Annotated in this window: 21 protein-coding genes, 1 tRNA gene and 1 pseudogene; 8 read left to right on the top strand and 15 right to left on the bottom strand. The window is 45.4% G+C overall.

Translation table 11 applies throughout. The annotated features are described in order from the left end of the window. Positions 1-48 precede the first annotated feature (48 nt). The 7 genes and pseudogenes from HGO23_RS02450 to HGO23_RS02475 form a co-directional block, all read right to left on the bottom strand. Entirely contained in the window at positions 49-858 is an 810-nt protein-coding gene (locus tag HGO23_RS02450; protein ID WP_209027857.1) for an Ail/Lom family outer membrane beta-barrel protein, read from the bottom strand. Positions 859-1,191: 333 nt separating this feature from the next. Further along, positions 1,192-1,356, bottom strand: a pseudogene (locus tag HGO23_RS19510) (IS3 family transposase); the annotation flags it as partial. Between the two features lie 12 nt (positions 1,357-1,368). Further along, positions 1,369-1,542 carry a transposase gene (locus HGO23_RS02455; RefSeq protein WP_209027858.1) on the bottom strand — a complete coding sequence of 58 codons (174 nt, stop codon included), beginning with the start codon at positions 1,540-1,542 and terminating at the stop codon, positions 1,369-1,371. A 948-nt stretch (positions 1,543-2,490) separates the two neighbouring features. Then, a complete protein-coding gene (groL, locus tag HGO23_RS02460) occupies positions 2,491-4,137 on the bottom strand; it encodes a chaperonin GroEL (protein ID WP_099137325.1) in 1,647 nt (548 codons plus the stop codon). A 55-nt stretch (positions 4,138-4,192) separates the two neighbouring features. After that, the gene (locus HGO23_RS02465) at positions 4,193-4,486 is read right to left on the bottom strand and encodes a co-chaperone GroES (RefSeq protein WP_099137326.1); all 294 of its coding nucleotides are present in this window, start codon (positions 4,484-4,486) and stop codon (positions 4,193-4,195) included. Positions 4,487-4,662: 176 nt separating this feature from the next. Next, positions 4,663-5,190, bottom strand: coding sequence for an FxsA family protein (locus HGO23_RS02470; protein ID WP_099137327.1), 528 nt, complete (start codon positions 5,188-5,190; stop codon positions 4,663-4,665). Beyond that, positions 5,144-5,368 carry a hypothetical protein gene (locus HGO23_RS02475; RefSeq protein WP_209027859.1) on the bottom strand — a complete coding sequence of 75 codons (225 nt, stop codon included), beginning with the start codon at positions 5,366-5,368 and terminating at the stop codon, positions 5,144-5,146. Before HGO23_RS02475 ends, HGO23_RS02470 begins: the two co-directional genes overlap by 47 nt. A gap of 241 nt (positions 5,369-5,609) precedes the next feature. Here HGO23_RS02475 and aspA point away from each other — a divergent pair, with 241 nt between their 5' ends. The 5 genes from aspA (at position 5,610) to HGO23_RS02500 (ending at position 11,277) form a co-directional block, all read left to right on the top strand. Then, a complete protein-coding gene (gene aspA, locus HGO23_RS02480; RefSeq protein WP_209027860.1) occupies positions 5,610-7,034 on the top strand; it encodes an aspartate ammonia-lyase in 1,425 nt (474 codons plus the stop codon). 140 nt (positions 7,035-7,174) lie between these two features. Continuing rightward, positions 7,175-8,476, top strand: coding sequence for an anaerobic C4-dicarboxylate transporter (locus tag HGO23_RS02485; protein WP_099137329.1), 1,302 nt, complete (start codon positions 7,175-7,177; stop codon positions 8,474-8,476). 235 nt (positions 8,477-8,711) lie between these two features. Beyond that, positions 8,712-10,463 carry a protein-disulfide reductase DsbD gene (locus tag HGO23_RS02490; protein WP_209027861.1) on the top strand — a complete coding sequence of 584 codons (1,752 nt, stop codon included), beginning with the start codon at positions 8,712-8,714 and terminating at the stop codon, positions 10,461-10,463. A gap of 35 nt (positions 10,464-10,498) precedes the next feature. Beyond that, positions 10,499-11,071 carry a division control transcriptional repressor DicD gene (dicD, locus tag HGO23_RS02495; protein ID WP_099137332.1) on the top strand — a complete coding sequence of 191 codons (573 nt, stop codon included), beginning with the start codon at positions 10,499-10,501 and terminating at the stop codon, positions 11,069-11,071. Positions 11,072-11,201: 130 nt separating this feature from the next. Further along, positions 11,202-11,277 (top strand) — tRNA-Phe (locus HGO23_RS02500). A 345-nt stretch (positions 11,278-11,622) separates the two neighbouring features. Here the strand turns inward: HGO23_RS02500 and HGO23_RS02505 are convergent. The 8 genes from HGO23_RS02505 to HGO23_RS19515 form a co-directional block, all read right to left on the bottom strand. Next, on the bottom strand, positions 11,623-12,672 hold the full coding sequence (locus tag HGO23_RS02505) for a tyrosine-type recombinase/integrase (protein WP_425330506.1): 1,050 nt from the start codon (positions 12,670-12,672) through the stop codon (positions 11,623-11,625). Positions 12,673-12,778: 106 nt separating this feature from the next. After that, a complete protein-coding gene (locus HGO23_RS02510; protein WP_209027863.1) occupies positions 12,779-13,762 on the bottom strand; it encodes a TraI domain-containing protein in 984 nt (327 codons plus the stop codon). Between the two features lie 163 nt (positions 13,763-13,925). Continuing rightward, positions 13,926-14,609 (bottom strand): N-6 DNA methylase, encoded by a 684-nt coding sequence (locus tag HGO23_RS02515; protein ID WP_209027864.1) that lies wholly within the window; start codon positions 14,607-14,609, stop codon positions 13,926-13,928. A 102-nt stretch (positions 14,610-14,711) separates the two neighbouring features. Continuing rightward, positions 14,712-15,635 (bottom strand): DUF1281 domain-containing protein, encoded by a 924-nt coding sequence (locus tag HGO23_RS02520; RefSeq protein WP_209027865.1) that lies wholly within the window; start codon positions 15,633-15,635, stop codon positions 14,712-14,714. Positions 15,636-15,726: 91 nt separating this feature from the next. Beyond that, on the bottom strand, positions 15,727-16,023 hold the full coding sequence (locus HGO23_RS02525; RefSeq protein ID WP_010846350.1) for a TA system toxin CbtA family protein: 297 nt from the start codon (positions 16,021-16,023) through the stop codon (positions 15,727-15,729). A 15-nt stretch (positions 16,024-16,038) separates the two neighbouring features. After that, positions 16,039-16,569, bottom strand: coding sequence for a hypothetical protein (locus HGO23_RS02530; RefSeq protein WP_010846351.1), 531 nt, complete (start codon positions 16,567-16,569; stop codon positions 16,039-16,041). A gap of 121 nt (positions 16,570-16,690) precedes the next feature. Continuing rightward, positions 16,691-17,152, bottom strand: a complete 462-nt coding sequence (locus HGO23_RS02535; protein WP_010846352.1) for an antirestriction protein — start codon at positions 17,150-17,152, stop codon at positions 16,691-16,693. Beyond that, positions 17,142-17,588, bottom strand: coding sequence for an antirestriction protein (locus HGO23_RS19515; protein WP_209027866.1), 447 nt, complete (start codon positions 17,586-17,588; stop codon positions 17,142-17,144). The genes HGO23_RS02535 and HGO23_RS19515 overlap by 11 nt, the downstream gene beginning before the upstream one ends. 987 nt (positions 17,589-18,575) lie before the next feature. On the opposite strand from HGO23_RS19515, the gene HGO23_RS19520 reads away from it, so the two are divergent. The 3 genes from HGO23_RS19520 to HGO23_RS02555 all read left to right on the top strand — a co-directional run bounded on the left by HGO23_RS19520 (position 18,576) and on the right by HGO23_RS02555 (position 20,267). Next, positions 18,576-18,731 carry a site-specific integrase gene (locus HGO23_RS19520; protein ID WP_038189488.1) on the top strand — a complete coding sequence of 52 codons (156 nt, stop codon included), beginning with the start codon at positions 18,576-18,578 and terminating at the stop codon, positions 18,729-18,731. A gap of 184 nt (positions 18,732-18,915) precedes the next feature. Beyond that, a complete protein-coding gene (locus HGO23_RS02550; RefSeq protein WP_038189491.1) occupies positions 18,916-19,320 on the top strand; it encodes a DUF6088 family protein in 405 nt (134 codons plus the stop codon). A 2-nt stretch (positions 19,321-19,322) separates the two neighbouring features. Next, complete coding sequence (locus HGO23_RS02555; RefSeq protein ID WP_209027867.1) at positions 19,323-20,267, top strand: nucleotidyl transferase AbiEii/AbiGii toxin family protein; 945 nt, start codon at positions 19,323-19,325, stop codon at positions 20,265-20,267. Positions 20,268-20,271: the final 4 nt, after the last annotated feature.

The raw sequence follows: 20,271 nt of genomic DNA on the forward strand, positions 1-20,271 counted from the left end.
AAAAAACTGTTGTTTATTTTATTCACATAGCGATTTATGTTTTTCTAATTAGAACTTATATCCTATACCAATGTTAAATCCGTGTATTAACCTAGTCTTGGCTGATTTTGTGTCATATGGTCCATTTCTGCCGTTAGCAAAGGCTTCATATGCAAAGGGGTCAGTTGTCATTTTCTGGTATTTTGTTATGGAGCCTTCATAATTGAAATAAAGGCTGATATTTTTAACGGGATTAACTTCAATACCAGCACCATAGGCAATATTATTTGTCTTTTGAGGAACCCGAATAGACACATGTTTCCCCACCTTATCAACATCGCTGGCAAGTAGTCCCGGAAAGTTGGAATTCTTATGATTTTCAACGCTGGCTATATAAGGGCGATTTAGAAAATAACTATCTGTCCATCGCTTTGCATTGAATGAGGTATGTGAAATCCCCAGTAAACCATATATACTCACATAATCGTTTATACGATAGGCCGGTCCCAGCATCAGAGAAAAATATTTTGCATCAGGTTTTTCAGTTACTGGCCCAGAGTATTTCGTAAATAAGTATTTTTGAGTGTGCCCATTGCTAGTCGACTGCACGGCTCGTGAGTTGTAATCCAGGAAACTTGGTAATGAATCATCTCCTCTCATATAGGTGAATGTTCCAACAATACTGATTGGAGAATCCCACTCATAGCGATAGTAAACATTAGCTCCCTGAAGTTTTGTTACTTTGGCTATCTTACTTTTCGCATATCCTATTCCTATAGTATGTGAATGTGAATGTGAATGTGAATTTGCATTGGCTAATGAACCATATATAAGGCAGGACGTAGCCAACGTCATTAGAAGCGCTTTTCTTGTTACCATGATTATATACCTTTAATGTTTATTAGCTGAACCAAGTATAGATAATTTATAGAATATGTAAGTAAAAATTGCCAATTAAGTTACTAATATTAATGTATTTGTATTTTTTGTTATTTTTTAAATATTGATTATTATTTTTAATAAATTAGGTTGAATAACAATTCGTAGTGCATTTTTTTGATGTTTTGCTTATTTGTGTGTTTTGATGTGTTGGTTAATTAAATTTTTTTCTTTGTTGTCTTTTGGGGATCTCTAAATACCTCTATCCGGGTTTTGAAGTGGCCAATAAAAATTGGTCACTAACTTAGCGTTTTTCCAAAATAATCTTTCTGACTAATTGGGTGTTAACCCATTGTTGTACCAATAGGGGCGAAGCTGGCTATAATAACCTATTATATAATTCGTGATTGAGCGAAAGGCTTCTATAAAACCTGAATACCCCTCTTCAGGAACCCATTCACTTTCCAAGCGCCTGAAAAAACGTTCTGTTGGGCTGTTGGCGCTCCTATGTCAAGCGCCGGGTTTAGATTGCTCAACATAATGTTTCCGCCACGTATACAGGAGTTTTGTTGGAATACCTAAGGTTTCAGCTGCCTGTGGGACTGTATAGCCCTGTTCAACAACCAGATTGACCGCTTCTCTTTTAAAGTTATCGGTAAATTTTTGGGGTGATTTTCGTTTCATAAAGACACCTTAATTAAAGTTATTCTATTCCTTTACCAAAGTATCCGAATTTATTAAAGCACAACACTTTAGAACGCTTTACAAGTCTTCACACGATTAAAGACCAGTCGGAAGTTTGCCCCGTTTCCGGTAGAGGAACCTTTAACCCCTTATCCACTCCATTACAGAATGGCATTCGCTTTCTCCGACTTCCTTTACCCGCACTTTTAACAGTTCGTCTTACGACTTACCTGCCACAGGGGCAAAAATACGGGCTTACCGAGTTCCATGCTAATGACACGGATCACTTAGGTTCTGCCAATACACCGAAGGTCTGATGACAACGTATTCCCAGATGTAAGAGGAATAACCGACCTTGTACCTTTTGGTCACAGCATGTCAGTAGCTTATGCTGCTTGCGGCTGACGGTGCTTTTTAGCAGTTCACTTAACGTTAACCTTATGACCCAGCCTAGCCTCTCATCCACCTGCTACTGGTGAAATCCATTGCTTACCTCACGGCAAAACAATACCTGAAATTCAGGGAGTACATTGTCAGGACGCTTGGCACCCCACCATTACTGGTGACGCACTGTCCCTAGGCTACTGTTAGTTGCATAACAGGTCTGCTTTTGTAAATGAAATACCATTACGACCAGACAATCATTAGCACAGCTTCACACCGGTAGGTGCTTATGCTTTGATAGAAAAGGATATTCCCGTTACATCACAACAGCCTGAGGAAGTTGCTTCAACGTGTATCATTCGCTTTTGCGGGGATACAGGCTTGCGCCCATACCTGAAATCGGACTCCATACGGAGGACCGATATTCGGGCCTGGAAACAAGCCCAAATATCGGGTTTTATCAAATGCTATTTCGGCGGGTTGGTTAGCGACCACCACTATAAAAGTTAGGGGTCACTACGGACGTAGCCCGCTCGGCTAGCTACCTACGCGACTCTCGTCGCACTACATCATGCCTCCCATTCCACCCATACCGCCCATGCCACCAGCTGCGCCTAAGTCAGCTTTGTCATCTTTTGGCAGATCAGTGATCATCGCTTCAGTAGTGACCATCAGACCAGCGATAGAAGCAGCAAATTGCAGTGCAGAACGTGTTACTTTAGTTGGATCCAGGATACCCATTCCGATCATATCGCCGTACTGTTCAGTTGCCGCGTTATAACCGTAGTTGCCCTGACCTGCTTTCACGTTGTTCACAACAACGGATGGCTCTTCACCCGCGTTGTCTACGATCTGACGCATTGGCGCTTCCATTGCACGCAGTGCAACACGGATACCTACGTTCTGATCTTCGTTGTCACCAACCAGCTCTGTAATAGCTGCCGCTGCGCGAACCAGAGCAACACCACCACCAGCAACAACACCTTCTTCCACTGCTGCGCGAGTTGCATGCAGAGCATCGTCAACACGTGCGCGTTTTTCTTTCATTTCAACTTCAGTTGCTGCACCAACTTTGATCACAGCAACACCGCCTGCCAGTTTCGCTACGCGCTCTTGCAATTTTTCACGGTCATAGTCAGAAGTTGACTCTTCGATTTGCTGACGGATTTGACCAACACGCGCTTCAATTGCGCTTGCTTCACCTACACCATCAATAATAGTGGTCGTGTCTTTGCTGATAACGATACGTTTTGCCTGACCCAGATCTTCCAGAGTTGCTTTTTCCAGCTCCAGACCAATCTCTTCTGAAATCACAGTACCGTTAGTCAGAATAGCAATATCCTGCAACATTGCTTTACGGCGATCACCAAAACCTGGTGCTTTAACCGCTGCAACTTTCACGATACCACGCATGTTGTTCACAACCAGAGTAGCCAGCGCTTCGCCTTCAACATCTTCAGCGATGATAACCAGAGGCTTGCTCGCCTTAGCTACGCCTTCCAGAACTGGCAGCAGTTCACGGATGTTGGAAACTTTTTTGTCTACCAGCAGGATGTATGGGTTTTCCAGCTCAACAGAACCTGCTTCTGGTTTGTTGATGAAATAAGGAGAGAGGTAACCACGGTCGAACTGCATACCTTCAACAACATCCAGTTCGTCTTCCAGACCAGTACCTTCTTCAACGGTGATTACACCTTCTTTACCGACTTTATCCATCGCTTCTGCGATCAGTTTACCTACGGTTTCGTCGGAGTTTGCAGAGATTGTACCAACCTGTGCAATGGAAGTGGAATCAGAGCAAGGTACGGAAAGTTTCTTCAGCTCTTCAACCGCAGAAATTACTGCTTTATCGATACCACGTTTCAGATCCATTGGGTTCATACCAGCAGCAACTGCTTTCAGACCTTCGGTGACGATCGCTTGAGCCAGTACAGTTGCAGTGGTTGTACCATCGCCTGCTGCATCATTCGCTTTAGAGGCAACTTCTTTAACCATCTGTGCACCCATGTTCTCGAATTTGTCTTCCAATTCAATTTCACGTGCTACAGAAACACCATCTTTAGTAATTACAGGTGCACCAAAAGATTTATCCAAAATAACATTACGACCTTTAGGACCCAAAGTCACTTTAACTGCATCAGCCAGTACATTCACACCGCGCAACATTTTGCTGCGAGCATCATTACCAAATTTTACGTCTTTAGCTGCCATTGTGTCTTTCCTTTAAATTCGTTCAATTAAGAAGATCTAAGCGTAGTTTTTTCAATTACGCTTCAACAATTGCCAGAATATCGCTTTCAGACATGATCAACACTTCTTCGTTATCGATCTTTTCTGTTTTAACACCATAACCTTCGTTAAAAATAACGATATCACCCACTTTAACATCTAGCGCTTTCACATCTCCGCTTTCCAGGATGCGACCATTGCCAACAGCCAGAACTTCACCACGGGTAGATTTGCCCGCAGCAGAACCAGTCAAAACGATTCCGCCAGCAGATTTTGATTCAACTTCTTGACGCTTGACAATAACGCGGTCGTGTAATGGACGAATTTTCATTGATAGATCTCCTATAAATAAAGTCCATATCAGGTAAGAGGATTGATACCAGAACCCAATAGAACCAGTACCATGAAGCTACAAATTGGGGCATATAAACGTACTTCAAGGGGGGATAGCAAAAAATATTTCACTTTTTTATTACCCTCTGAAATCTCAGACAACGTAAACAGAAATTACTTTTTGTTATGACTATCATCGTGTTCATCATGACGTTTTTGGTCACCATGCTTTTGATCATCACGAGTAATAGTATAGGAAGCATCATCTTGCCTGCGCTGATACTCACCTTCAAATGTTTGCCCGTGGTCACCGTCCTGACCATATCCTCCACGGACATTCGGACGATAAAAGGTAATATGTGACAGTAATTTTGCTGTCAGTAATTTTTGTACAGGAGACAGCAGCAGCAATAACCCAAGAAAATCGGTAAAAAAGCCGGGGAGTATTAACAGGAATCCCGCTATCACTAAAGAGACACTTTTAACGGCTTCTGTCGCGGGGCTTTCTCCGGCAGCAATTTTCTGCTGCATTGACATAAAATTTTTGATTCCCTGATTACGGACAAGGGAAACACCAACACAAGAAGTCAGAACCACCAGTAACAGGGTTAGCAAGACTCCGACTTCAGAAGCAATGCGGACGAATAGAACTGATTCAATATAAACCAGCAGGCATATCAGGATAAGCGGGAGCCAGCGCACGTTGTTCTCCTTTAGTTAAGGCATAGTTGAGGCAACCTGAAAGATGAAGGGAATAAATTGGCATTTTCATCCGATTATGAATACAGTCTTCTTCCTTATCACCATGTTCATTAATGATAACTCTCCAGATGATACGCTCCAGAAGACATAGTGTGGGGATAACAATAACTGTTTTCAATACTTGTGACTCTTGACTTTTGATCTGAGTAACCGTGACCTTAATCACACATATGCCATTTCATTAAATAAAATCGTACTATAAAGTGATCCAGGTTCAAGGCATTTCTAACAAATCCAAATATGATCGCGCCAGCAATTTAGTGGTAATTGGTTAATATCACAGCAATTGCTAGCGGCAACATTATTTCAACAAACACATAACAAACAGTAAAAACGTATCCAATCTTAAGAAGGTTCTCATGTCAAACAACATTCGTATCGAAGAAGACTTGTTAGGTAAACGTGAAGTCCCTGCTGAAGCCTATTACGGTATTCACACTCTACGTGCGATTGAAAACTTCTATATCAGTGACCGCTCCATTAACGACGTACCTGAATTCATCCGTGGCATGGTGATGGTGAAAAAAGCGGCAGCACTGGCAAACAAAGAGCTCCATACTATCTCCGGCAAAATTGCAGATATCATTGTCAAGTCCTGTGATGAGCTGCTCAACACCGGTAAATGTATGGATCAGTTCCCGGTTGACGTTTTTCAGGGCGGTGCAGGCACCTCACTCAACATGAATACGAATGAGGTATTGGCAAATATCGGCCTTGAACTGATGGGACACCAGAAAGGTGAATATGAGTACCTGAACCCCAATGATCATCTGAACAGAAGCCAGTCAACCAACGATGCCTATCCCACTGGTTTCCGTATTGCTGTATACAACTCAATCATGCAGTTGATCGATTCTATTGAATTATTAAAAGCAGGTTTCGACAAAAAAGGTATTGAGTTCGAGGACATCCTGAAAATGGGGCGTACTCAGCTACAAGACGCTGTACCGATGACTTTAGGTCAGGAGTTCCGTGCTTTCTCCATGTTATTGAAAGAAGAGATCAAAAATATCACCCGTACAGCGGAATTGCTATTGGAAGTCAACCTCGGAGCAACCGCTATCGGTACTGGTCTGAATACAGCACCTGGCTACCAGAAACTGGCTGTGGAAAAATTGGCAGAAGTCACTGGCCTGCCTTGTGTACCCGCAGAAGACCTGATTGAAGCAACTTCCGACTGTGGTGCTTATGTAATGGTTCACGGAGCACTGAAACGTCTGGCAGTAAAAATGTCCAAAATTTGTAATGACCTGCGTCTGCTCTCTTCCGGCCCACGCGCTGGTCTGAACGAAATCAATCTGCCAGAATTGCAGGCAGGCTCTTCTATTATGCCAGCCAAAGTGAACCCAGTGGTGCCAGAAGTTGTTAACCAGGTTTGTTTCAAAGTTATTGGCAATGATACCTGCATCACCATGGCCGCAGAAGCAGGTCAATTGCAGTTGAACGTGATGGAGCCAGCAATTGGTCAGGCAATGTTTGAATCCATTACTATCCTGAGCAATGCATGCCGCAATCTGGTTGAAAAATGTGTTAATGGTATTACAGCCAATAAAGAAGTATGTGAAAGCTTTGTCTTTAACTCTATCGGTATCGTGACATATCTGAACCCATTCATCGGTCACCATAATGGGGATATCGTAGGTAAGATCTGTGCAGAAACGGGTAAAAGTGTCCGGGAAGTCGTTCTGGAGCGTGGTCTACTGACAGAAACGCAATTAGATGATATTTTCTCTGTTGAGAACCTAAAACATCCAACTTATAAAGCAAAACGTTTTGATGACTAATTAAATGATTATAATAACGAGTTCGTCTTAATTTTTAAGGCACGCTGTTCCAACCGGAAGCGTGCCTTTTTAATTGGCAGCAAACACAAATTATTAACCATAGATTTTCACAAAATTAAATAAATGAAGGAGTATGCAACATGTTAGCCGTAGAATTGGTTATTGTTCTGCTGGCCATTTTTCTGGGGGCAAGATTAGGGGGAATAGGCATTGGTTTTGCTGGTGGAATTGGCGTTTTGATCCTCGCCGCCATTGGCGTCAAACCAGGTAGCATTCCATTTGATGTTATCTCAATTATCATGGCTGTTATTGCTGCAATATCAGCTATGCAAGTGGCTGGAGGATTAGATTATCTCGTCCAACAAACCGAAAAATTACTGCGCAGGAATCCGAAGTACATCACGATCCTTGCACCTATCGTCACTTACTTTCTGACTTTATTTGCAGGAACGGGAAATATTTCACTGGCAACATTACCTGTTATTGCGGAGGTTGCTAAAGAACAAGGCATCAAACCATGCCGCCCGCTCTCAACCGCTGTTGTTTCTGCTCAAATTGGGATCACCGCTTCTCCCATCTCTGCGGCAGTGGTTTATATGGCATCGGTAATGGAAGAACAAGGGGTCAGTTATATTCATTTGCTCATGATACTGTTGCCAGCTACGTTTTTTGCCATCGTATTAATGTCATTCATTGTTTCATGGCTTTTCGATTCCAAACTGGCAAATGACCCTATCTATCAAAAACGCCTTACTGCTGGATTAGTAGAAATGCGTGGCTCTGCTCAGATCCAAATCAAACCTAAGGCAAAACTGTCTGTTCTGTTGTTTTTGTTAGGTGTTACCGGCGTCATTATCTATGCGGTTATCAATAGCCCTAGTATAGGATTAATTGAAAAACCGCTGATGAACACCACCAGTGCGATTCTGATTATTATGTTAAGTGTCGCGACCATTACCACCGTTATCTGCTCCGCTGATACTGACGCCATCCTGAACTCAAGTACTTTTAAAGCAGGAATGAGTGCTTGTATCTGTATTCTGGGAGTAGCATGGCTGGGGGATACTTTTGTTCAGGCCAATCTTGCTTGGATCAAAGAAACTGCGGGTAATCTGATTCATGCACAACCGTGGTTATTGGCTGTTATTTTCTTCTTTTGCTCTGCCTTACTTTATTCACAAGCAGTTACAGCCAAAGCATTGATGCCTATGGCATTAGCTCTACATGTCACACCATTGACTGCAATCGCTTCGTTCTCTGCGGTTTCCGGGCTGTTCATTCTGCCAACCTATCCGACCCTGGTTGCAGCAGTGCAAATGGATGATACCGGAACCACCCGGATCGGGCGTTTTGTTTTCAATCATCCGTTCTTCATTCCGGGAACAATTGCTGTTGGATTGGCTGTAGCATTCGGTTTCCTATTTGGAGACATGGTTCTGTAATTTTCACACCTTACTTAGTGTCATCTCAGGGGTTTAAAAAGCCCCTGAATATTTTCTTGCCCATCCTTATTTCCAATAATCTTTCCTGAAAAAAACACCACACTGTTTTAATATTAGGCAAGCAGCCTTTTGCCGTGGATCTCATCGGTAATAGCACTGATTTTGGTAACAGTACTGATTCTGGTAAATTTCCCCCATCAACCCTATAAAAAAACAGGTAGGCAAAAGATATCTTATGATGAAACGTGTTCTCATATTGTTTCTACTATTCAGTGCAATCGCTGCTTCTCCCATTACAGCTAACGCACTGTTTGAGCGCCCCGGACAGAATTTATACCTTCCCGCTGAACAGGCATTCATGTTTGATTTTCAGCAGAAAGGGGATCAACTCACACTGAGCTGGGACATTAAACCCGGTTATTACCTCTATAGAAAACAGTTCATCATCACACCGAACCAACAAGTCACCTTAGGTCATATCGATTTTTCCAAAGCAACAGCTCATGAAGATGAGTTTTTTGGCAAAACCGAGGTCTATTTCCAATCAGCACATATTTACATCCCCATTCTTGCTGCAACTAATGATTCTACTCTTCAGGTTTCTTATCAAGGTTGTGCAGAAGCGGGATATTGCTATCCCCCGGAAACACTTACCGTACCACTTCGTGCTGTCATTACTTCCGCTTCATCAATAGCATCTCTGAGTGAACCTCCACCGCAGAAAGAAACACTCCCTAAAGCACATGAGACTCCCTTTTCACCGCTATGGGCGTTATTGATTGGTATTGGTATCGCATTTACGCCTTGCATTCTGCCTATGTACCCGCTGATTTCCGGCATTATTCTTGGTCAGCAGCGACCTGAAAGCCTGAAACGTATTTTCTGGCTGGCAATGAGCTATGTACAAGGAATGGCTATTACTTATACTGTATTGGGATTAATCGTCGCTGCGGCAGGTTTACAATTTCAGGCTGCGTTACAAAATCCTTATATTCTGGTAGGGCTGTCTGTACTGTTTATTCTACTGGCGTTATCCATGTTTGGAACGTATTCACTACAACTCCCTTCCTCAGTTCAGACACGTTTGGTGAACTGGAGTAACCAGCAGAAAAGTGGCTCTTATTTAGGGGTATTTATTATGGGAATGCTGGCAGGACTGATTTCCTCTCCCTGTACAACAGCCCCACTTAGCGCCATCTTACTTTATATCGCCCAAAGTGGTAACACCGTGCTTGGTGGCCTGACACTTTACCTTTATGCACTGGGAATGGGGTTACCACTTATCGCTGTTACTTTATTTGGTCACAAATTCTTACCTCGTAGCGGCCCATGGATGCAATACATTAAAGAAGCATTCGGCTTTATTATTCTTGCACTGCCAATTTTTTTACTGGAAAGGGTCTTCGGTGAAACATGGGGAATAAGATTGTGGAGCATGTTGGGTGTAGCCTTCTTCAGTTGGGCTTTTGTGTTAACACTCAACAACAAAAATGGTTGGTTACGTACCCTACAACTCATTCTACTGACACTGGCTTTAATCTCGTCACGCCCCTTGCAGGATTGGGTATGGGGAACTCAGGCTACGGCACAACAACAAGCACCTTTGAAATTTCAACAAGTCAGCGACTGGCAAGAGTTGAACCAAATTCTGGCTGAAAACCGCCACAAACCGATAATGTTGGATATGTATGCAGATTGGTGTGTCGCCTGTAAAGAGTTCGAAAAATATACTTTCAGCGACCCACAGGTGCAAAAACAGTTAAGCAACTTCCTCCTGTTGCAGGCGAATGTCACAGAAAATAGCCCCAGACAGAAAGAACTACTGCAAAAATTGAAGGTAATGGGACTCCCCACCATTTTATTTTTTGATGCTCAAGGAAAAGAGTTATTCGATTCACGGGTTAATGGATTTATGGATGCAGAACGTTTTAACCGCCATTTACAGCATCTATACCCAATAGATTCCCAACCGGAACCAGCAATATGAAGGGTAAACAGAAATCATTTAAAAGGAGAACAACTGTGCAACGTGAATATGTGCTTAGTCATAGCTTGAACTTACTCGAGCAACATGGTCTGTCAGCAACATTGGAGACACTTTTAACTCCCCTCAATATTGATATCAACCACATAAAACATTTCTGGCCTGATCGCGAGGCCCTGCTCTACGATTGTCTACGCTATCATAGCCAACAAATTGAAGCCCGGCAGCGTCATATCTTGCTGGATGAAACCTTAAGCCCGGAGCAAAAATTATTGGCCCGCTACGATACGTTGAAGGAAAAGGTACAAGAGCAGCGCTATCCCGGTTGTCTGTTCATTGCAGCTTGTGGCGCTTTTCCTGATACTGACCATCCGATTCACCAACTGGCAGAGTTACAAAAACAGAATTCTTTTCACTATACGATCGGGTTATTACAGCAAATTGGTATTGAAGATAGTGAACAGGTTGCCAAACAGATGGAACTTATCCTTGAAGGCTGTCTCAGCAAACTATTAGTGAAAAGAGAACTTGAGGATGTGATTACGGCGAAACTACTGGCTCAGGATATTCTGATCATTGCCAAATGCCGGAAAGATGGTGCTTTGAGCTGATAAAAAGCAGCCAAAGCTGAATAATCACACCAAAACAGTATAAAAATACAACCAACAACCATTTTTCACGTTTTTTTCTCAGAAAGTCATTGACGGATTGGGCTTAATACGGTTTAATGCGTCCCCGTTAGCCCGGATAGCTCAGTCGGTAGAGCAGGGGATTGAAAATCCCCGTGTCGGTGGTTCGATTCCGCCTCCGGGCACCAAGTTTCCATGCGGGTTTGTCCTAGGTTGTTAAATTTCCTGACAAAAGCGCAAAAAAGAATCAATCGTTAATTAAATGTTAAATCCTAATCAGCTCAATTTGTACTGTTTAGTTGAAAAGAACATTTAAGACAAGATAACAGGGTAGCTGTTTTAACAGTTACCCTTTTCTCGTTTAAGGTAATGATTTCAGTAATTGATTCTGATGTCAAGTAAGGGAAAAACTTTACGGGACAGGGGATCGGAATTAGCCATTTTTTTCATACCATCCCTATTGATGCAGGGCAGTTCACTCACACCTCCACCTCAATCCTGTCTGAGACCTGCCCTGTCTTTTTTACGCCGTTTTATTCATTCTCATCGGCATGCTCATCAACAAAATCAGTATACAACCCCAGTTCCCGCTCCAGCGCTTTGCCCGTCACTTCCATATCAAGATCAATGTATTCCATCGTGGTCGCCACATTACGGTGCCCCAGTAATCGTTTCACCAGCGGCAGATTACGATCCGGTGATTTCATCAGAGTCGTCGCCAACGTATGACGAAAACGGTGAGGCGAGACCGCAAAATCACACTCTTTGGACAGCCGGCGAAAGAAAGAACGGAGCTGTTGTTTTTCCCGGTTGATATCGTATTGGTAACGGGAAAGCCGGCTTGGGTGCGGGACACTCAACCGGCTGAGATCGAAAATCGGATCGTGGGCTTTCGCACCGGCAGCGATTGCCCTTTCCACTAATTTTGTCAGCCGGCGTTTAAGCGGCGGAATAATCGGTATTTCCCATTCACTGTGGTTTTTACTGCCTTCCAGCCCCAGTTCAATATAATTGCTGTCCAGATTAATATCCCGCAGCCGCAGGTGCAGTAACTGGTTCTGACGCATCCCCGTAAAGCGCAATGTCGCCAGCACTGTTGACCAATACCAGGTCGGATACAGGGCACAACGCCCTCCCCGTGGAGTCATCTCGATTCTTTCTTCCTCAGCAAACTTGCCCATCAACAGATTAATGCGGTTTATCTGCGATTTGCTCAAAATCTTCTTCTTTTTCTTCTCTTTTTTAGCCACGGCGTTGTTAAACGGGTTTTCGGTGTGAGGCAGCAGTTTTCGCTCTATGCCGAAATTAAAAATAGCCCGCAGATGAGCCACCTTATTATTCCAGGTATGGCTCGACTGCTTTTTCTCCACCAGAAGGTGGCGTCGCCACCGCAGCACATCCCGGTGAATAACCTGTGCCGGTGATGCGGCTTCTCCCATAAACCGGATAAAACCCCGTGTGACCTTGCGATAACTCCATTCGGTATCCGGTCGCAGGATATGTGAAAAAAAATACTCTTCTAATAATTCTTCCCAACTGAGGGTGTCTACGGTGTGCAACATGTTATTTTTTCCTCGGCTCATCCTGCCGTTTCCTGTCCAAAAACAATTCGCGGCAATAGAATACAAATAACCATTTGAATTATTTACCTTTAAATGATGAGTGCAGGTGACTGTCAGGGGCAATACTTTATTTCTCCCGTTTTGACCGTTTGGTCAGTTTCGAGTCGGTGTGGTGATTTTTTCCCTGATTTTGCGGCAAAGATGCATCCGGTGACTGAAATAAGGACAATAACGTCAGAGTATCGTCAGACACAGAGGGCGGTGGGGTTGTGATTTCACTGACAGGAGGCATGAATGTCGTTTCCGGTACCGGATTGCCTTCGGCAGAGAACGCCGCTTCCTTCGCCGGAGACGGAGAAATTTCCTGTTTCCCCCGCAAAGGGGATTGAACCTGCCCGGCTGCGGCCTGAAGCAATGCCTCTATCAGCGGGACAGAGGAAGGACGCCCGTTAAGATGCTGCATCAGACAGTGCCAGACCTCCGGTACAGTCACCAGCCACATCATGGCTTTTTCCGGTAACAGACAGGCAGCCAGCAACACTTCCTGCGGAGCCGACGGTATGTTCTCCGGTGCACGAAAACGGAAACGAAACGGTTTGTCGGGGATACCGATGCCCGGTTGCCAGACCTGCCCGTCTTCCAGTTCTCCTTCGAGTTGCCGCAACAACGGCAGGTGGTAAAACAACGACGCCCAGAACACCACCGCCTGCCATAAGACACCCTGTGCTGCCTGCGTTTCCGGTGCCACACCCGGCGGCAACAAATGCCCTTTGGCCAGCCGCACGGCACAGGTGGTAAATTGCAGTGTCAGGTCAGCAAATCCACCACTGCCTGACCACTTCCCTTCCGGGGCGGCGGGTATCTGCTGAACACTGCCCAGCAGTTGTTTAATCGGGGCGAGATAAAAACGCTGATACAACCCTTCAGGCAGCGTACTGTTTTGCCATAATTGTTGCAGGCACTGACAGCGCAAGGGCGTTGCCAGCAAAGCATCCACTGATTGTGGCCGGAAATAGCCCCCGTTATCACAAGCCTCGCTCGTTTTTTGCCCTGATGATTTTTTCTGTAATGCTAGTGAGCGGGTAAAATGCGATTTAAAACGAGTAAACATCACTTTTCTCCTTTTCAAATTTGGCTCAGTGTCGGTCAATCCCAATCGGAAACAAGGAGAAACTCTTTTTGCGAAAATGAAAATTGTTTGTATGACTTACAATTAAACGTAAAAAAGCGCCCCGAAAGGCGCAGTAGTGAAACAAAGAGGGTGAAAACAGAAATCAGGCTGCTTGTTCATATGCCTGCAAACGCTGTGACCAGTTGCCCAGATAATGGGCCGGTGTGTAGCGTGTTCGTTTGCTGCCACCATCATACAGAGCATCACCGATAGTGACCGCCGCCGGAATACCGGTCAGGGAAAGCTGGATATAGGCCATCACTGCCGCCAGCGGGTCGATATCAATCGCAGACACCCACATACTGGATAACGGATCATGTCCCTGCTCTCTCAATACCTCTGCGGCCGCCAGCATCATACAGGCCGCACCGCAGCACGGTTCGTGGAAGGTAACAAACGGTTGGGTCTGCAACAATTCAGACACATCCTGCAACTGTATTTCCGCCATCATTCTGGCCACGCCCCAAGGCGTAAAGAACTGCTGGAGATCTTTATCACCCAGCTCCAGTTGCATAAAGACACTGCCGAGAAAATCGCAGGGCTCTTCTGCCAGTGCCAGCACAGTAGTCGAAAAAAGCTGCACGATCCGGTTCACATCCTCCCGTTCGTACTTGTTGATGGTTTTCAGATAGAACTGCTCCAGCTCCTCACTGAAACAGTATTTATTGTGGATCGCCGCCATCGTGCAATTACAAAAATCCCGGAAAACCTGATGGCGGTTACGGGAACGGGCGGTTTGTTTAAACAATGAAATAAATTCTTTCTGGTAGTCAGGGCGAGAAGCCATAGCGTGTTTTCCTGATAAAAAAGGAAAACACGCCCCGACAGGGGAACGTGCTTTCCCCTTCGGTTAAAGTCAAAATAAGCTGATGCTGCGTTAAACAACGGATTACTGCCCGACGGCGATCGCCGGTAATGCCCGTGGCATGTCGGTTTTGTCACCGTCAACCAGATACAGGGCCGGACGGTTCTCCCGTCCTGACTGCCCGTGGCCACTGTCTACGTGCTCACCCTGATCATAACAATCATAGCCTTTAAGCTGGCCTGACGGTTCGCTGTACCAGTGGCGGATTTCACAGTCAAACACCGAGGACAGCGCCCCCATCAGTTCGGCTGACGGCGCTGCCCACGGGGTATCAAACCGCACCGTCAGACTGCTGACATGGCGCCGTTCCCAGCGGACATGATGACCGAACGGCCACTCCAGACCGTATTGCTCGCCGTAAAACTGCACGGTACTGGCGATGCCTTTCAGCAAGCCACTGTGACCATTAATCTCACAGGCCAGCCGGGGCGGCATCATCATCAACATATCGCAGGGTTGTGCCGTTGCCGGGTACGTATTCAGTTTATCCCAGCACACGCTGATATCCGGTGTCTCAGACCAGCTCACCATGCCAAACCAGTCGGTATACTGGCGGGTCAGCAGGCGGGCAATGATGTCACGCGCCGGCACCGGGACATGCTCCCAGCGCAGCAGGCTGAGACCCGACTGACGGTACAGGTTATCGATACGTTTAATGTTGTCGCTGTTTAACGGCACATTGTCCTGTAACAACACCAACCATTGCTCAAAGGCCAGATTCTGCGCCGTTGGCGCTGCCGTGCCCCGCACCAGTTCTGGGTAAGGCGTATAGGCCTGGGGTTTGGGGGTTCTCAGTATCCCGGCACAGCCCGCCAGAAACAGGCGCAGGCTTTGCAATACCGCCTGACGGTAACGGGGGGCTTCTTCCCCGCAGACCCACTGTTGCATCACATCGAGACACACGGATTTGCCGGTAACGTCCAGTTGATTAGTGACCCAGTCTGCCATAGTTCAGTTCCTCTTGATTGATAACGTTAAAAAAGGCGGAACTGCCCCATCAGGGAATACAGTTCCCCCGGTGGGTAGATTGAAAAAAGGATTACGGCTTATTTTGCTCAGAAAGCAGGCCAGCCAGACCGCTGTCAAAAATCACTTTCAGTTCATCATGGATACCCAGATAGGGTGTTGTGCGCGGTATCCCCTGCGTATCCAGCCGGATTAAGTCGTATTTGTCTATCAGGTCATTAATGGCCTCAGAGGGCGGAATGCTGTTGGCAATGCATTCCGCCAGCGTGTCAGGTTCACACAACGCGGTGTCTGTCAGGCGCAGGCCAAAATGGTGTTGCAGCAACGTGTCCGCTATCACCTGCCAGACGGTTAAACGTAAGGGTTTCATGGTGATACCTCACCTTTAAACGCTGAGGGTTGTGCTGTGCCGGAGAATATCCTGCACTTCATGATGGTGCTGATAACGCGGCGCAACCACATGCAGCGAGAGTAAATTCGCCTGATGCCACAAGGCGCGGGCCGCCTCGGCATTCTGCCAGCTCAGCTCAAACGTGGCCGACTGACACAAGCGCTGTTGTTTCTGCGCCAGTGATAAACGCTCTGATGTCACGGTGACCGGCTGCGCCCAGATAATCTCGTCATCAATCCGGCCGCCGAGCACGTTGTTATCCTGCGCGTCATAAATCATGACGGTCAGCGGAAAAAAAATGCCCGTGGACGGTGTCGGCAGCGGCCAGTCGCCCAACAGGTGGATCACCTTCAGCCGCTGCACCGCTTCCGTGATGGAAGAGGCTTCACACACGGTCAGGGTGTTCTCCCGCCGCGTTTGTGGTGTTTGCGGGTGTTGCATCAGGCCGGTGACCTGGACGGTAAAAATGTCTTCCCGTAAGGCGGGTTCCGTATTATCCGGCACGGGTAAAAAAATCGGGTTCATGGTGTGGCTCTCCTTGATTTGACGTCAATAAAAGACAACACCCACCCAATACGGGAAGGTGTTGTCGGCTCCCCGGTCAGGCGCTTCAGAAAAAGGTTAACAGCCTCATCGACTGATAACGTCAGTGGTGATTATGGTTGTTATGGATAAGTGACGAACGGATGATGTCCTCTTTGGGCTTCAACGCCAGTACCGCACGTATCAGCCCGGTTTCCGGGTGGTGTAGCGCGTATTCGTGCAGTTCACAGAACCGGAACGCATCCGCATTCGGTTCATCCAACTCAGCGATACGGGCAAACACAATCGCGGTGACGGCCAGACCAAACGCATCCGCAGACAGCGTGGCCGTCAATGTCGTCTCCGGCAGATAAACCGAATAGGTTTTTGCCGCGGTGGGGATCATATACGTCAGGGATCCAGACACGTTCCGGCTGCGCCACTGCTCAGGACGATATTCACCACACAACTGTGAGGCGGTATTCGCCAGCAGGAAACCCAGAAACAACCGTTCCAGCGGGGTTTTGTCGGGAAACACGACCGACAGTGCCAGACTGTCCAGCATCATCAGTTCATTATCCGGCATCACGTTCTCCCTTTAAGCCCAGAGCCGTCCGGATACACTGAGCCTGAGGATGTTGCCGCACATATTCACGCAGGGCGCAAAACCGCTCAGCATATCCGTCCAGCTTCATCAGGTCAGTCAGATAACCCAATACGCTCAGGGTCACCATCAGCCCAAAGGCATCGGCGGAGACTTCACCTTTAAAGTCCGTCGTACTCACATTGACCACCGACGTATCCAACAGTACCGGCACGATATAGGCGATGCGGTCTGACACCTTCCGGTACTGCCATCGGTCACACCGCTCATCGTCACACAGCACGGCAGCAGCTTTGATGAACGTGTGCTCCAGCAACATCAGTTCCAGTGAACCGGTGTGCGGAAAAATGTCAGCAAAAGGGGAGCGTTCAGCCGGGGGCACAGTGTGCACCGTAGCCGGGGGGGTATGTTGTTGCATGGTATTCTCCTGATAAAAACAACGGAGAACACCTGACCCAATGGGAGATGTGTTCCCCGTTGGGTGACTGGCCGGTTGGCCATCATGGATGAGATTAAGAGACCTTCATCGTCATCAGACTGACGATATCTGCTTCCAAAGGGGCGCAGATGTACCACACCGTGGTGTACTCCCTTACAGGCTACGGGAGTGTTGCTGTCGCTGCCCGAAGGTGATCCTCACAAGCGACCGGATCATGGATAAGTCTGACTACGCTAATAAACAGAAATAATCAGGTCAATGAGTAATTCATTTCCCGGGACAAAAAATAATGTCAGGAGCACGACGGAATTTTTGGGGGTCAGGGAGAGTCTGTCAATACGCGGTGACCCGTTCAGACCGTGTGGTCTAACACGTTTATGCCCCATAATCATTTAAGCCAACCACTACCATTAGGCTTTACATGATGAAAAATTCTATTTCCTATTTGAATAGTTATGTGTTTACTCATTCCCTCAATTTTTAGCTAAACTTTTAAGGCCAATTAATAGCTTCACTAGGAAAATGCCATGTGGACTAAAAAAAGGTCATCCAACCGGTCAAAAAAAGCCATTTGGGCTCGAAGATATCTGGCGGATCAGAACAAGGATAGAAATTAAGTGAATATTCAATAAATTGATTTCACCAACTTAGCTATTGATAGCAAGTTGAGATCATGTGATCTACTCAGGATCAAAGTTCATGATATTAGTAGGAATGGTGTTATCCATTAACAGAGTGTTTTATCGGCAAAACAAGACTGATCGCGATGTTCAATTTGAAATAACCTCAAGAACAGCGCAATCCATTACACTGTGGGTATCACTTCGAAGGTTAACTACTTCTGATTATCTTTTTCCCAGTCCCCGTAAAATCGGTAATCCTATGAGTTATAGTTATTACGCCAGCATAATTCGACGATAGGCAAGAGAACCTGGGTATGATGAATATCTATATGGAACTCATTCGATGAGAAGAACCAAAGCAACTTTGATTTATGCCAGAACTAAAAATATTCGGGCAGTTCAGCTCTTACTCGGGCATGTCAAACTCGATAACACAATTCGGTATTTGGGTGTTGAAATTGAAGATGCTCTGAAACTATCCGAAAATATTGATTCATAAACAAGGTCATTATGTTTAATATTTCGATATGACATTCATTAAAATTAACAATATTTGCTATAAATTAATATTTTAAAAATATTATTTTAGTTTTAATGCCGTATCTATTCTTGAGATGATGTCGTATTTATTCCTGTTTTATTTCCTCTAGTGTATACTTCCTATACATAAAGAAGGAGGTCCTATGACAGCAGCAGATCGAATCAATCAAAAGTTGAAACGTTCGAGACGTTACGTCTTTGAACGCAAAGATTTTGAAGACATTGCCAGTTATGACCAGATCGGCCGTGCGCTTAATCAATTGATCAAGCAAGGTGAACTGATGAAAATCGGATATGGCCTGTATACTAAAGCACGTAAGAACAGCCTCACAGGTCGCCTAATGCCAACGAATCCTGGTGGCACCGATGCGATTTTACGTGAAATTCTTAAGATGAAAGGCGTAGACTTCGAAGTAGATAGTCTATCGTTGCAAAGTCTTTCCGGTAATAGCACACAAATCCCTTCATCTGTGCAGTATTCGTGGAATCCTAAGCAGTTTAATCGCAAGCTGGTTGTTGGTAATCGCGTACTTAACTCACCAAGTTAAAAATGAAAAAATTAAAAGATCAATTCTTAGAGGTTTCCGATGCCTTAGAGCTCGGAAACCCAGCCATTATTGAAAAAGATTACTGGGTAGTGGCTTTGCTTGCTGAGTTAGCAAAGCTTGCTTTTGATACGCATCAAATGGTTTTTTCTGGCGGGACGGCACTGGCTAAATCCAATGTAAAAATCCTCAGGATGTCGGAAGATGTCGACATCAAACTCATCCCAACGGATGCATTTAACTCATTCGGTCGTGACAAGCGCAAGGCGACACGTAAAGCTCTGGTGCAACAAATCGAAGAATCTCTAATTCACCAATCAAGCCATTTTTCTATTAAAGAAAAAAAAGCCCGTGATGAATACCGCTACGTCGAATATGAACTGAAATACCCACAGCAATTTAGACAAGCACCTTGCTTGCGCCCAATCATTAAACTGGAACTCATGGAGAGCATACCTCTGCTTCAAATAGAACAGCGTAGCATTCAATCACTGGTTGCTGAGCTGTATCATCAGCCTCACGAAGTCAACGCATTTTCTTGTATCTCCGTTCAATCCACTTTGGTGGAGAAAATCATTTCTATGCTGCGCCGTACCATGCTAGTCAAACGAGATTCTGAGCGCAAAGATGATGCTACGTTGATACGCCATATCTACGATGTACATTGTATTGACGTAGACCAGAAACTTGATTTTGAAACTCTTATGCCCCTTTTCCAAACCGTGTTACAAGAAGACATTAAGCGATTTGGTAATCAGCATGCGGAGTTTGTTGCTAACCCTGTTCAAGAATTACAGCTAGGTTTGCAAGAGCTAGAGTCTAACCCGCTGTTTTGTAAAAGGTTTACAGACTTTGTCACCCCAATGGTGTTTAATACAGAAACACCCGATTTCGATACCTGCTTTGCCTCATTTAAGCGCATTGCTCAGTCATTGATGAATAATAATTAGAGTA

Source organism: Xenorhabdus budapestensis (assembly GCF_017743015.1).
GTDB lineage: Bacteria > Pseudomonadota > Gammaproteobacteria > Enterobacterales > Enterobacteriaceae > Xenorhabdus > Xenorhabdus budapestensis.